A 13,619-nucleotide genomic window follows, 5' to 3' on the forward strand; every position below is an offset into this window, starting at 1 on the left:
TGGCGTCGGCGGCGTCGAGCGTGTCGGTGTTCAGCGCGGCCGGTCCGGTGACGTAAGTCTTGAGGCCGTGCGGTTTCGGGACCTTGGCCACGATGTCCCTGATGGCGTCGATCGAGCGGCTCGAGGTGGCGTCACCGGTGTCCCCGGTCGGGCGGACGGTCAGCGTGGCAGCCTCGGCGTCGGCGCTCTGCTGCCCCGACCTCGTCACCGGCTTGCCCCAGAGGTCCAGCAGTGACTGCACGTGCTGCTTGTCTTCGCGCAACCGGCGGACCAGCTCGTTGTAGAACTTGTGGTCCTGGTCGTCGAGCTTGCGGCCCTCCGTTTCCAGAAGGACGACGACGGCGCTCGTGTAGTCGGACTCGCGGAAAGCGTGCCCCTGCACCAGTGCGGCCTGCGACGACGGCGAATCCCGGGGGACCAACGCCTTGGCATTGGCCTTGGTGTTCTCCTCGATGGAGGGCACGAACACATTCACCACGACGCCCAGCAGCACCCAGAACAAGACGATCGGCAGCGCGAACTGGCGACAGAGCCTCGCCAGGAGGGGTCGCTTGACCGGTTCCTCGGCCTTGACTGGTTCCTCGGTCCGGATGGGACCGGTGGGCGTCTCCTCGCTCATGCCGCGGTCACCGTGCACGCGACAGCGGCGCTCTGGTGGGACACGAGGTGCTCGTCACGGACCTTGCCGTCGACGAGGATGCGGCATCCGGCCGAGTCCCCGTCGACCTGCATCACGAGGCTCAAGGTCGCCGAGGGCGACATCGTCGTCTCCGAAACCGACCAGGGTAGGGCTGTCAGCCGGACTTCGACCGGCTGGCTGTCAAGGTTCGCGTAGACGACCTTGCCGCCCTCGCCGAGCGCGCCGAATGCCTCGTAGGTGACGTTCTTGGGGTTGATCTGGACGACGGTGGCCGGGAGGGAGCTCGTCGTGGCCGGATGGCTGATGGCCTCGCTGTTATTTCGGACGGTGTTGACGCCGTAAGCGACGACCGCGAGGACGGCGATAATGACGAGGGGCCGCCATAGTTTACCGAGGGCGCTTATGTTTCTTCGCCCTTTGCGTCTAGTGCTCATGCCGATCCTCCTCCGGATCGTTCACCACGCGCGCACTATTGGAGGCAAGCCTCCAAGGCTGGTCTTTCGACCTTTCCTGGACCGTCAGATTCGGTTGTGTGTGCATAGTAAACGCTAAAAAGCGAAGAGCGCTATATGAATTAGTTGCGCAATCTAACGGCGATTGTTGGGGGGCATCGGCTCGTCTTTGACCGAGTTGCCTTGTCATCCAACACAACAGTGACGAACAGTCAGAACCGCGGATACCCGCTAGCAGGGTATGCCGAGTGGCGTCAGCCGCAAGGACAGGCGGTCACCACGGCGCCATGCTTGGTGGCGAGTGCGATAAGCGGACGTGTGCGCCGCCGAAAGCCTTGCCAATTCATGTCTTTCATCTTGTCTGAGGAGCGACCAATGACCGACCAACTCATCGGTGCCCATAACGGGCTGCACAGCGAGCAGGGCGCCCTGCCGGGTGAGCATCCCGGACGCTGCGCCAACCCGGTCATCAAGGTCCACGACGTCATCTGGCTGGAGTTCGAGAAGCCCGACCTGAACATGGCCGAGGAATTCGCGGTGGCGTTCGGGTTCAGCGTCGCGCTGCGCACCGACGACGAGTTGCACCTGCGCGGCAGTGACGCCGGTGCGCCGTGCGTCCTGATCCGCCGCGGCGCGCGGTCGCGGTTCATCGGCCCCGCCTTTGTGGCCGCCGAGTACTCCGACCTGCTGCGGTTGGCCGGCGCGACCGGGACGACCGTGCGGCCGCTGCCCGAGACCCTCGGTGGGGTGGCGATCCACCTCGTCGACCCGAGCGGCATTCCGCTGAAGGTGGTTTCGGGCGTCTACGAGTTCGAGGAGCTGCCCTCCCAGCAGCCGCACGTGTTCAACTTCGGTCCCAGCCACCAGACCGTCCGGGCCAACGCCACCCAGCGGCCCCCGCGCGTGCCCGCCACGGTCCAGCGGCTCGGGCACATCGTGCTGCAGACCCCGAAGTACATCGAGGCGCTGAACTGGTACCTGGAGCACCTCGGCCTGATCGTCAGCGACTTCTGCTACTACCCGGGCCAGCGCGAGCGGGGCCCCGTCATGAGCTTCATCCGCTGCGACCGCGGCTCGGTGCCCGCCGACCACCACACGCTGGCCATGGCGTTGGGGCCGACCCACCGCTACGTGCACTCGGCCTATCAGGTCGCCGACCTCGACGCGCTGGCCGCCGGCGGCGAATACCTGCGCGAGCAAGGGTATTTCCGCTCGTGGGGCATCGGCCGCCACATCCAGGGCAGCCAGCTCTTCGATTACTGGCGGGACCCGGAGGGCGACTTCCTCGTCGAGCACTACGCCGACGGCGACATGTTCGACAACACCCTCGAGCCCGGCTGGGCGCCACTGACTGCCTCCGGGCTGTACCAATGGGGCCCGCCGCCGAGCCGGGACTTCCTGGGCGTCGGCTCGCCCAGCGAGACCGCGCGCGAAGTCGCCCTGATGGTCGACGCGCTGCGTCACGACAACGAGTTCGACCTGTCCGCCCTGCGTGGGCTGTTCGCGGTCGGCAACTCCTGACACCCACCACCCACCGAGAGAAAGTAAGGATCCCCGCAATGACCATCTCGATCCTGCGCACCGCCGACGCGTGGTGGGTGCAGACGCCCAACGGCGCCGCCCGCATCCGCACCGACGCGACCACCACCGCCGGCGTACTGGCCGACCGCCGCGCCATCGACGACGCCGCCCACTCCACCGACACAGTGCCGGTGGCGAACCTCGCGCTGGTCTCACCGATCACCACGCCGTGCCGGCTGGTGGCCCAGGCCACCAACTACGCCTCGCACGTGCGCGACGTCGGGCGCGACCCGGCCAAGACGCCACTGACCTTCTTCCGCAAGGCTTCCGGTTCGGTCACCGGTCCGTTCGACGACATCATCAAGCCACCCCACGTGAAGCTGCTGGACTACGAACTCGAGATCGGTCTGCTGATCGGCCGCGAGATCCCGGTGGGCACCGAGGTGACGGAGGCCAACATCGCCGAGTTCGTTCACGGGCTGGTCGTGACCAACGACGTGTCGGCGCGCGACGTTCAGCTCACCAAACAGCAGTTCTTCGAGTCGAAGTCGTACCCCACGTTCACCCCGGTCGGGCCGGCCGTCGTGCTGGTCGACGCCGACGAGCTCAAGCGCTTCGGCGACCTGCGGCTGCAGCTGCGGGTCAACGGCGAGCTGCGGCAGAACATGGTGGTGGAGGGCGACATGCTGTACTCGCCCGTCGAGGCTCTGCAGACGCTGGCCAGGTTCCAGAAGGTGGAAGCCGGCGACCTGATCCTCACCGGCACCCCGGTCGGCACCGCGCTCACCGCGCGGGGAGTCGAGAACCCGCACCAGATGGACCTGATGACGTTCCTCGCCGACCAGGCGAAGAACCCCGACTACCTGCACCACGGGGACGTCGTGGAGGCCACGGTGGCCACCGACGACGGCGCCCTCGACCTCGGCACTCAACGCAACAAGGTGGTTTACGCATGAACGCACACTCCAACGGCGCCGCGGCGTCCCTGCCGGACTTCGTGCCGGTGATCATCGTCGGTGCCGGCCCGACCGGCATCACCGCGGCCACGCTGCTGGGTCAGTACGGCATCCCGACGCTGGTGCTCGACCGGCACGAAACCGTCTACCCGCTGCCGCGGGCGGTGCACGCCGACGACGAGATCTACCGGATCCTGGCGCGCCTGGGCGTGGGCGACGAGTTCGCCGCCCACCGGCGGCCCGCGCACGGACTTCGTCTGCTGGACAAGGAGTTTCGGGTGCTGGCGGAGCTCAAGCGCAGCACCGACCCGAGCGCCAACGGCTACCCGCAGATGAACATGTTCGACCAGCCGGAGCTGGAAGCGATGATGCGCACCAACCTCAAGCGCTACCCGCACGTCACGCTGCACGGCGACGTAGAGGTCACCAGCGTCACCCAGAACAAGCACGGGAGGGTGCGGGTCAGCTTCCTTGATCGGGTGCGCGGCGGGCAGCACTCCGTCGACGCCAGCTATGTGCTGGGCTGCGACGGCGCAAACAGCATCGTGCGGGCGTCGATCGGCTCGCACATGTACGGGCTGCCGTTCCAGCAGGAGTGGATCGTCATCGACGTCGACACCGACGCCGACCTCGACCAGTGGGAGGGCTGCCACCAGCTGTGCAGCCTGGAGCGTGCCGGAACCTACATGCGGGTCGGCGAAACCCGGTACCGCTGGGAGTTCCGGCTTCTCGACGAGGAGAGTGCCGCGGACTACCAGACCATCGAGCAGATCGAGCCGTTGATCAAGCCGTGGCTGGCCGGCGTGCCGGCCGACCAGTTGCGCCTGGTCCGCGTCACCGCCTACACCTTCCGCGCACAGGTCGCCAGCAGCTGGCGCGACCGCAACGTGTTCGTGCTCGGTGACGCCGCCCACCTCACGCCGCCGTTTGTCGGACAGGGCATGGCGGCCGGTCTGCGCGACGCGCTGAACCTGACCTGGAAAGTGGCTGGGGTGTTGAGTGATTCGCTGCCCGACAGCGTGCTGGACACCTACGAGCAGGAGCGCAAAGCCCACGCGGCCGCCATGATCATGATGGCCGTGTCGGTCGGCGCCGCGATGACGGGCGGCGGCACGCTCGGCGACCTCGTCCGCAAGGTGGTTTTCCCGCGGCTGCAGAACCTGCGCCTGCCGGGCACCCGCACCAGCGCCGCCGACGGCGTCGCGCCGGGGTTGCACCGGTCGGAAATGGTCGTCAAGTCCCGCGTGCCGGGCGGGCTGGCCGGAACGCTCTGCCCCAACCCGGTGCTGCGCGACGGCCTGCGCCTCGACCAGGTTGTCGGCAACCGTTTCGCGCTGGTCACCTCGGCGTGGTTGAGCCCGGCGCAGCAGAAGGAGCTCGACGGTCGAGGGGCCGTCGTGGTCTCCGTGTCGCGCGAGAGCCAACTCGGCCGCTGGCTGCGGGGAGGCCGGGCGACCGCGGCCATCGTCCGCCCGGACGGCGCGATCATGCAGGCCGGCAAGGACATTCGTACGCTGTGTGATGCGGTGCCGTCTTTCTCCGTCGCCGCTGCCGCGGAAACCGAAAGGGAACGCTGATGACCGAGCTGCTGGTGCTCAACGACGGCAAGCAGGAGATGCAGGCGGTGTCGTTGGACGGTGCCCGGGTGCGGACCCTGATCACCGGGCTGGACGAGAGGCCCGACGGCCTCGTCGTCGACCAGGAACGCGGCCACATCTACTGGACGAACATGGGCGCCCCGGATCCCGGGGGCGACCCACGTTCGGAAGTTGCATACGCCCGCAACGGATCCCTGGAACGCGCGGATCTGGACGGAACCAACCGGGTCACGATCGTGCCGCGCGGCGCCTTCACCACGGGCAAGCAGCTCACCGCCGATTGGCAAGCGGGCGTGCTGTATTGGTGCGACCGTGAGGGCATGCAGGTGCTGACCTGCAACCTCGACGGGAGCGGCCTGCGGCCGCTGGTGGTGACCGGGGAAGGCGACGAGGACGCGCAAACGATCGCGAACCATTGCGTCGGCATCGCCGTCGACCTGGAGCGCCGGCTGCTGTACTGGACGCAGAAGGGCGCGCCAAAGGCGGGGGAGGGCAGGATCTTTCGCGCCGGCCTCGACCTGCCGGCCGGGGCCGACCCGCAGCGGCGTGACGACGTCGAGCTGCTGTGGAAGGACCTGCCCGAGCCGATCGACCTGCACCTGTTCGGCGGTACCACGCTGGTGTGGACCGACCGGGGCGCCGAACCCGGCGGCAACACGCTCAACCGCGCGGCGGTTCAGCCGACGATCGGCGAGCCCCAGATCCTGTCCCGGGGGTACCACGAGGCGATCGGCGTGGCTGCCCTGTCCGACTCGGAGTTCTACGTCGGTGACCTCGGGGGCAGCATCCGTTACGTCAACCTCGACAGCGGCGTCGACAAGGAACTGGTGCACCTCGGTTTCGGCCTCACGGGGCTCGCGCTGGCGGAGCTCTGACCGGCGGGCGGTGATGTGAATGGGTGCGTGGACTGACTGGTGGCACAACATAACTCCGGGGCAGGGCACCCTACTGGGTGGTGCCTTCGTCGTCCTGGCCGGAGTCCTCGCGTTCGGCACGGGTTCGCTGGACCGGAGGTCCCAGCACAAGCGCTTCCACTACGAGGAGATGAAGACGCTCTACGCCGAAGCCCTGCGCATAGGCAGGGACCTCGAGATTCTGAAGGCGCTCCCGCCCGACGCGCGCCGAGAGGCGTTGGCCGAGAAAGCCGAAGCGATCGACAGGGTGATCAGCGAGCTGGCGCTGACCGGCAACTACCAGACCGCCGACCTTGCGATCGCCTATGCATACCAGCAGTCGGTTCAGCTGGGCGAGTGGGTGAGGCAGATCGAGACCGACGAGGGCTTGACGGGCCGGCTCGACATGTGGCTGGACAACATGCCCGAGGATCAGCGAGAGGCCTTGAAGGCGTACGAGAACATCAAGATCAACCGCCGGGACGTGGTCCAGGCTGCGCGCAAGGAGCTGGGCCTGTACGTGCCGGTGCTGTCGCGCTACCGGCGGGCGTTGCGGGAAACGCTGAAGTCCGACCAGTTCCCGCTCAACTGATCGTCAGGCGGCCTCGAGCGTGACGGGAAGCGACTAGCGGCGACGAACGATGTTGTTGGCGGCCCAGATTGGCTGTCTCTCGAGGCGAATGCGGTCGACGCGCTCCACGAGCGCTCGCAGCATCGCGGCGGTTTCCAGCCGGGCCAACGCCTGGCCGGCACACGCGTGCGCGCCATTGCCGAAGCCGAGGTGTCGCCCGGCATCGCGGCAAATGTAGAAGGTTTCCGGCTCCTGCCATTCGCGTTCGTCGCGGTTGGCCGAGCCGTAAATGACGAGGACGCGCGATCCCGCCGGAATGAGCACACCGGCGATCTCGGTGTCGCGCCGGGCCAGCCGGGCAAACGCGCGCAGCGGCGACTCGTAGCGCACAATCTCGTTGACCGCGTTGGGAATCAGCCTCGGGTCCTCCTCAAGGAGTCGCCACTGCTCGGGGTGACTGGCGAACAGGTACACCGCGTTTGAGATGGCGCTGATGGTGGTGTCGAGCGAAGGCGCGATGTAGTCGATCATCAGCGCCGTGCACTGCTCGCGGCTCACCGCGTAGGGGTGCGGACGTGGCGATGTACAGGTACCCGGGGGTGGCTGCGGCGGCCAGCAGGGACGACATGGCGGCCGTCGCGGAGGATGCTGAAGTGGTAGCTGCCGGGCGGCCCGTGAACGTTCGCCCGGAAACCGCGATGGCGGCCAAAGCGTTTGTGGGACAGTCTCGTTGGACGCGCCGGCCAGCGTGGATGGAAACGACCGAGAAGGGTATCACCGATGTTGACCGTATTGTTGGCAATGCTGCTGTTGAGCACCCTCGCGTGGGCCCTGCATGACAGTCGCACTGTCGTCCAGCGGCACACGGAATTCCCGCGGCGATGACCGGCGCGCCCAGCCTGCACGTGTGACCACCGCCGCCATGGGGACTGGTCGCGGCGCGGACGCGCCGAAATAGCCGGTGGCCCAACGCCGTCTGAGCCGCTTGGTGCGGGCGTGCTGTCGCGCTATCCGATATACCGTTGACGCGGAAGCATGGTGGGGCGCATCAACGACCGCAGGATCGTTCCGTCGGCCGCCATCGACCGGGCCCGGGCGGCCCCCCCGGCCGCCAAGGTTGCCGGGGCGCCCGCCAGGCTGACCGGCGGGGCCATCTCCCCGAGGTCGGTTTCGCTGACGAGATTGACCGGCAACGCGTTCGGCGAACTAGAAGCCGCGGAAGTGAGCGTGCCCCACCTTTGTGGGACCGACAGCGCGCCCAAACCGGCCGCCCGACCCATCTCGGCGGACACCGATCCGCCCAGCTGGACCGGGCCGAAGGCGGAGCCCACCGATCCGAGGGTGCTCGCCACCTGGCCGAGCCCGGCGCTCACGTCGGTCAATGCCGCCGCCGTTGAGTCGACGGCGCTCGTGCCGGAACTCGAAAACAAGGAGGCTGCCGCCAAGATGATCGAGGGGATCGTCGCGAACGCGCTGATTCCGGAGTTGATGTGGTCGGGCGCCAGCGCGTTGTTGATGTCGTCGGCGATCAGCTGGACGATCGTGTCGATCGACGGCAGGGTCGACCCGGCGGAATTACTGACCGCGGCGCTTTGCGTGCCCACACCGGCCGGGTTGGTGTTCTGTCGCGGCGCGGTGAACGGCGTGAGCGTCGCCGCGGCGGCCGAAGACGCTGCATACGAGTTCATGGCGGCGGCGTCCTGAGCCCACATCTCGGCATACTGGGTCTCGGTCGCCATGATGGCTGCGGTATTGATGCCCAAAAAGTTCGTCGCAACCAGCGTTGCCAATTCTGCGCGGTTGGCGGCGATGAGCGGCGGTGGCACCGTGGCCGCGAACGCCGCCTCGAACGCCGCCGCGGCGGCGTGCGCCTGATTTGCCGCTTGCCCGGCCTGCGATGCCGCGGTACCCAGCCAGGTCACGTAGGTCTCCGCCGCGGCCGCCATCGAGGCCGATGCCGGACCCTGCCACCCGTCGGAGGTCAGTCCGGACACCACCGCGGCGTACGAGGAGGCCGTCGAGTACAGGTCCGCGGCCAGCTTTTCCCAAGCGGTCGCCGCTGCCAACATCGACCCCGGCCCGGGTCCGGAATAGATTCTGCCGCTGTTAATTTCCGGCGGTAGTGCTCCGAAGTCCATGTGTCCGACCGGCTCTCAGCGGGCGCCGGCTGTATTGGCGGCCTCGGTGGCCGCATAGGAACCGGCGGCGGTCTCCAAGGTGGCTACGAACAGTTGATGCATGGCCACGGCCTGCGCGCCGATCTCCTTATACAACACGCCGTGCGCGGTGAACGCGGCCGCGGTCAGTGCCGACACTTCGTCGGCGGCAGCCGGGACCACGCCCGTTGTGGACTGCGCCACAGCAGAATTCGAAGCAGTCATCGCCGACCCGATTGCCGCCAGCTGTCCCGCGGCGGCGGTCAGCGCTTCGGGCCGTGTGGTGACGAACGACATTTTTGTTCTCCCGGTCCGGATTTGGTGACTTGGTTCACTGGCACGGCACACACGAGCATCTCGGCAGCCAAGCTCAACTCGTAGCATCGCCGAGGTCGGCGCAGCTGTCGTCCGCGCTAGCGTCCCCTTTGACTTCTGGCTAGCTGTAATTACTTTGACTGGCTCGCCAGCCGCTCCCTTGCGACCGTCGCTGCGGCGCAGCGTGGTTCATTGCGGTATGGGCTGTTTGGCTGGTCGATTCCGGTTAGCGGTAACGACATCAGGGTTTGATGGCGGCATGCTTGAGGCAGGTGGTTCGTGACCGGCCAGGCCCAAACGTAGGAGGACTCATGGCGGTTGATGGCGGCGGGCTGGGCGGGCGTCTTCGGCTGTACGAGCGTGCGGCGCTCGATCCGGCCCAGCGGGAGCTCTTCGACTGGCTCACGAATGTGGCGGTGCCATGGGCGGAGGCCGCAAAGTTCCGGGCGCGCACCGATGCGGGCCGGCTGATCGGTCCCTTCAACCCGGCCCTGCTGACCCCGGCCATCTCGTCAGCCTTCCTGCGACTCGCGGTGACCGAGCAGACGAACACCTCGCTGACCAAACGCTGCAGGGAGGTCATCATCCTGTCGGTCGGCGCGGTGTGGCGGGCCCCCTATGAGCTGTACGCGCATTGCGCGGTCGCCGGGCAGGCCGGCCTCCCCGATAAGGCGGTGCGCACACTGGCCGACGGCGGACTTCCGGACGATCTGACCAAAGACGAGGTCGTTGCGCACCTTGTCGCCCGCGCGCTGTCGGTCGAGCACCGCCTCGACGACACGCTATATCGTGAGGCGGAGGCGACGCTTGGCCCGGCAGGGGTGATGGAGGCCGCCGTCCTGACCGGCATCTACCACACCGTGTGCGCGGTCCTCAACGCCTTCGAGATACCCGCGCCCGGCTAAGCGCTCGGCGTGCGGCGGTGGTGGGGACGCCCTACCTGCTAGCCGGTATGCGCGGTTGAAGCCAGCAGCGATGTGAACAGGCTGACCCCCGCCGACACTGGATTGAGGCGCCCTTCGAAACAATCAAGCGCCGCCACTGCCGAAGCCGGCGGGATGGAGTTTCGCTGTGGAATCGCGCCAGTCACCGCACCACGGCCTAACCGTCGCCCAACTCGCGCGTAAGCCAGGGAAGCAGTGATCGCCTGTGCGCCGGCGCCGCCGGCTGGACGCGCTACCAATCGAGTCGTGCATGTGATGACACCCAGCGAGTGGTCGATGATTCCCTTCCAGCCCGGACCCAGACGCGGCGGGCGGTCGTCGCTGGCACCGAGTAGTCCACCGTGGCTCGGGATAATCGTTGCCGCAACCTTGATCGTCGCCGAAACCATCATGGTCCGGCTGCTTTCCGCGGTTGCACCCCACAGCACCTTGGGGGCGCTGTATCTCTTTGGCGTCCTGGTCATCTCGTCGTTCTGGAACATCGGTCTGGCGGTGTTGACGACGCTGGTCAGCGCGGTGGTATACCTGCTGATCCACCTCGACGCCGGCCTCGGCGCGCTGCCGTCGCACCCGGCTCAGCTTCTGCCGCTCGCGGTTTTCCTGCCCCTCGGCCTCCTGACGAATGTGCTGGCGGGCCGGGCCCGGCTGCGCACGGCGGAAACCCGACGGGCGGCGAATCAGGTCAGCCGGTTGGCGCAACGCCAGACGTCCCTGCGCCGGGTGGCGACGCTTGTCGCCCGCGGTGTTTCGCCGGCCGAGGTCTTCACCGCGGTCGCCGAAGAGGTCGCCCGCGCGTTGCGGGTGCAGAACTGCGTGTTGGTCCGCTACTTGGGGAACGGCTCGTGTGAGCTGGTCGCCGCCCACGACAAGGCCCATTTGGACAAGATTCCGGTCGGCGGGGTGTTCCCGCTGGACGGTGACAACGTCGCGGCGATGGTGTTTCAGAGCGGCACGACCGCCCGGATGGACAGCCACGAGCATGCGGCCGGCCCGATCGCCGCGGTGGTCCGGGGCGTGGGCATCCGCTCGGCGGTGGGTGCCCCCATCGAGGTGGACGGCCGGCTCTGGGGCGCGGCAGTCATCGCCTCCTCGGGACCCGACCCGCACCCGCCCCATACCGAGGAGCAGCTGGCGGATTTCGCCGAGCTGGTCGCGACCGCGGTCGCCAATGCACAGGCGCGCGATGAGCTGATGGCTTCACGGGCCCGCATCGTCGCCGCCGGTGACGAGGCCAGGCGTCGCATCGAACGCAACCTGCACGACGGTGCGCAGCAGCGCCTCGTCACGTTGCGGCTGCGCCTTCAGGCCCTGCAGGCCTCCCTGCCCGCCGACGGCCGGCTGCAACAAGAGATCGTCGAACTCGCCGACGAAGTCGCGGCCGCGAGCGAGGAACTACGTCAGCTCTCCCGCGGCATCCATCCGGCCGTGCTCTCCAATGCCGGCCTGGGCCCCGCGCTGCGTGCCCTGTGCCGCCGTTTCGCCATGCCGGTCGAGCTACGCGTCGACGTCTCGCGGCGATTGCCCAAAACCGTCGAGGTGGCGGTGTATTACGTCGTCGCGGAGGCGCTCACGAACGCCGCCAAACACGCGCACGCGTCCCGTGTCACTGTCGCCGTGAAGGCCGATGACGGGCGGGTGCGCCTGTGGATATCTGACGACGGCATCGGTGGCGCCGATCCGCGGGGATCCGGGTTGATCGGGCTCAGGGACCGGGCGGAGGCGCTGGGCGGTCGGTTGGATGTCACCAGCGGCCACGGCGAGGGCACTAGGCTCGCGGCCGAAATCCCTTGTGTGCCGGTCTGAACGGCCAGCGCGTCAGTTCGCGGTCTCGATGTAGCTCGCTACTGCCGACCCTGGTCGGTGCCGAGGGTGACCCGGGCCGTCATCGGCAGACCCGAACTGTGCACGAACGCGAGCGTGACCGAGGCCCCGGGTTCCCTGGATTGCACGGCGGCCACCAAGGTGGCGCCGCTGTCGATGATCTGGTCATCGACCTTGGTGACGACCGCGCCGACCGTCAATCCGGCCGCCGCACCGGGGCTTCCGGCGTCCACCCCGGTGATCCTGGCGCCGAGGACGCCGGCGTCGCCCGTGGCTTGCACGCCCAGCCAGCCATGCGATGCCTGGCCGGTCGTGGCCAGTTCGGCGGCGATCCGTGCGGCGTGGTCGACGGGAATCGCATAGTTGAGACCGATCGATCCGTGGGCTGTGCTGCCCGCACCCTCCGCGCCGGGAAGCACCGCCTCGGCGGCGTTGATGCCGACCAGCGCGCCATTCATGTCGACGAGTGCACCACCGGAATTACCTGGATTGATCGCCGCGTCGGTTTGGATGGCGTAATACGCGCTCAGCGGGCGGCCCGGGTCAATCGCGGGACTTACCAACCGATTCAGCGCGCTGACGATGCCCGCGGTGACGGTGCCGCGCAGCCCGAGTGGAGACCCCACCGCCGCGACGGGCTGACCGACACGCAGCGCCGCCGACGAGCCGACCGCGATCGGGGTGAGGCCGGACACGTCCCGAGCCCGCCCGATCGCAATGTCGCTCTTCGGGTCGGTGGCGATCAGGTCGAACGCCGCGGTGCGGCCGTCGCTGAGGGTCACCTCGGTGTCCGCCGGCGGCCGACGGCCATCGCTCATCGGCGCCACGACGTGGTTATTGGTCATGATCAGCCCGTCGGCGGACAGGATCACGCCTGAACCGAGCTGAGAGCGGTTGCCGTCATTGAATTTCAGCGTCACGACGCTGGGCAACACCTTCGCGGCCACCTCCTGGACGGAGAGCGCGCCGGAACTAGGCAAAGTCAACGCGAAACTGGAATCCACTGACGACCTGCCGACCGCGGGCGGGTGGGCAAGCAACGCTACGGCGGCAAAGACCGTCGCGACGAACAGCGCGACCTCCGCTCCACGCAGCAGCAACAACCCGCCGCGCATCAACCGCTTCCGGCGCGGGGGCACCCGGTGCGACGAGTGTCGGCCGGACGGCGGCAAAAGGCAGTAGCAGCCGTCACCAACAGACATGAGTCCTTGTCCTCACCTCGAATACGTCGAAGGCCATGGGGCGCAACGACATCGGCTCGGCGCTGTGCGCGCTGGAACCGCTCATGTCCAGGATCGCGGCTGAGAGCGCGGCTGTCGTTACCGCCACCGTCCATTCGGCTACCGCGCTAGCGGGTAACTAGCCGGCAAGCCCCAGGGCGTCGCGGATCGCGGCACCCGACAGGGCCGCCTTGGGTATGAAAGCCAGGGCCGGGCTGGCCGCGACCAACTCAGAGAAATCCTCTTCGGCGTGTGTGGAGATCAGGATGGTCGGCACCTCGAAGCCGAACCCATTGCTGTGCAGCAGCTCGACGACCTCGAAACCGCTCTCCTCGCCCAGATCGATATCGACGAGCGTCACGTCGGGCCGAAGGTCCTTGACACATTTGAGCCCCTCCGCGGAGGAGTTTGCCACCGCGACCACGTCGATTCCCTGGTGCTCGAGCAACCGAGTCGCGGCATTGAGGAAGTCGTGATTGTCATCGACAATCACGCAACGCGTTCGCACACCAGCAGTCACCAGTCCAGTGTG

General features: G+C 67.8%; 13 protein-coding genes and 1 pseudogene. 7 read left to right on the top strand and 7 right to left on the bottom strand.

All coding sequences use genetic code 11. The features are described from left to right. Together A5712_RS10940 and A5712_RS10945 are read right to left on the bottom strand one after the other, a co-directional pair. The coding region (locus A5712_RS10940; protein WP_156766514.1) for an MMPL family transporter at positions 1-619 on the bottom strand (619 nt) is incomplete at its 3' end. Continuing rightward, on the bottom strand, positions 616-1,074 hold the full coding sequence (locus A5712_RS10945) for an MmpS family transport accessory protein (protein ID WP_068104366.1): 459 nt from the start codon (positions 1,072-1,074) through the stop codon (positions 616-618). The genes A5712_RS10945 and A5712_RS10940, both read right to left, overlap by 4 nt. A gap of 393 nt (positions 1,075-1,467) precedes the next feature. On the opposite strand from A5712_RS10945, the gene A5712_RS10950 reads away from it, so the two are divergent. Genes A5712_RS10950 through A5712_RS10970 form a run of 5 tightly spaced genes read left to right on the top strand, consistent with a single transcriptional unit; the run spans position 1,468 to position 6,652 of the window. Then, positions 1,468-2,613 (top strand): VOC family protein, encoded by a 1,146-nt coding sequence (locus tag A5712_RS10950; RefSeq protein ID WP_068104369.1) that lies wholly within the window; start codon positions 1,468-1,470, stop codon positions 2,611-2,613. A gap of 38 nt (positions 2,614-2,651) precedes the next feature. Further along, a complete protein-coding gene (locus A5712_RS10955) occupies positions 2,652-3,569 on the top strand; it encodes a fumarylacetoacetate hydrolase family protein (RefSeq protein ID WP_068104371.1) in 918 nt (305 codons plus the stop codon). After that, positions 3,566-5,146: a bifunctional 3-(3-hydroxy-phenyl)propionate/3-hydroxycinnamic acid hydroxylase gene (locus tag A5712_RS10960; RefSeq protein WP_156766515.1), complete on the top strand. Its 1,581-nt coding sequence runs from the start codon at positions 3,566-3,568 to the stop codon at positions 5,144-5,146. The genes A5712_RS10955 and A5712_RS10960 overlap by 4 nt, the downstream gene beginning before the upstream one ends. Further along, a complete protein-coding gene (locus A5712_RS10965; protein WP_068104374.1) occupies positions 5,146-6,042 on the top strand; it encodes a hypothetical protein in 897 nt (298 codons plus the stop codon). Before A5712_RS10960 ends, A5712_RS10965 begins: the two co-directional genes overlap by 1 nt. A 19-nt stretch (positions 6,043-6,061) precedes the next feature. Further along, positions 6,062-6,652, top strand: coding sequence for a hypothetical protein (locus A5712_RS10970; protein ID WP_068104376.1), 591 nt, complete (start codon positions 6,062-6,064; stop codon positions 6,650-6,652). Between the two features lie 33 nt (positions 6,653-6,685). Here A5712_RS10970 and A5712_RS10975 read toward each other — a convergent pair. From A5712_RS10975 to A5712_RS10985, 3 genes and pseudogenes are all read right to left on the bottom strand, one after another. Continuing rightward, a pseudogene (locus A5712_RS10975) lies at positions 6,686-7,180 on the bottom strand (cytochrome P450); the annotation flags it as partial. Between the two features lie 458 nt (positions 7,181-7,638). Continuing rightward, positions 7,639-8,700, bottom strand: a complete 1,062-nt coding sequence (locus A5712_RS10980; protein WP_231982100.1) for a PPE family protein — start codon at positions 8,698-8,700, stop codon at positions 7,639-7,641. Between the two features lie 84 nt (positions 8,701-8,784). Then, positions 8,785-9,084, bottom strand: coding sequence for a PE family protein (locus A5712_RS10985; RefSeq protein ID WP_068104380.1), 300 nt, complete (start codon positions 9,082-9,084; stop codon positions 8,785-8,787). A 329-nt stretch (positions 9,085-9,413) separates the two neighbouring features. Between A5712_RS10985 and A5712_RS10990 the strand changes: the two genes are divergently transcribed. Together A5712_RS10990 and A5712_RS10995 are read left to right on the top strand one after the other, a co-directional pair. After that, positions 9,414-10,007, top strand: a complete 594-nt coding sequence (locus A5712_RS10990) for a carboxymuconolactone decarboxylase family protein (RefSeq protein ID WP_068104382.1) — start codon at positions 9,414-9,416, stop codon at positions 10,005-10,007. 294 nt (positions 10,008-10,301) lie between these two features. Continuing rightward, complete coding sequence (locus tag A5712_RS10995; RefSeq protein ID WP_369830384.1) at positions 10,302-11,849, top strand: GAF domain-containing protein; 1,548 nt, start codon at positions 10,302-10,304, stop codon at positions 11,847-11,849. Between the two features lie 38 nt (positions 11,850-11,887). On the opposite strand, the gene A5712_RS11000 is transcribed toward A5712_RS10995, so the two are convergent. After that, positions 11,888-13,069 (bottom strand): S1C family serine protease, encoded by a 1,182-nt coding sequence (locus A5712_RS11000; protein ID WP_156766516.1) that lies wholly within the window; start codon positions 13,067-13,069, stop codon positions 11,888-11,890. A 157-nt stretch (positions 13,070-13,226) separates the two neighbouring features. Continuing rightward, complete coding sequence (locus A5712_RS11005; protein ID WP_068104386.1) at positions 13,227-13,607, bottom strand: response regulator; 381 nt, start codon at positions 13,605-13,607, stop codon at positions 13,227-13,229. Positions 13,608-13,619: the final 12 nt, after the last annotated feature.

The organism is Mycobacterium sp. E2327 (assembly GCF_001672675.1).
In the GTDB taxonomy this organism is placed as follows: domain Bacteria; phylum Actinomycetota; class Actinomycetes; order Mycobacteriales; family Mycobacteriaceae; genus Mycobacterium.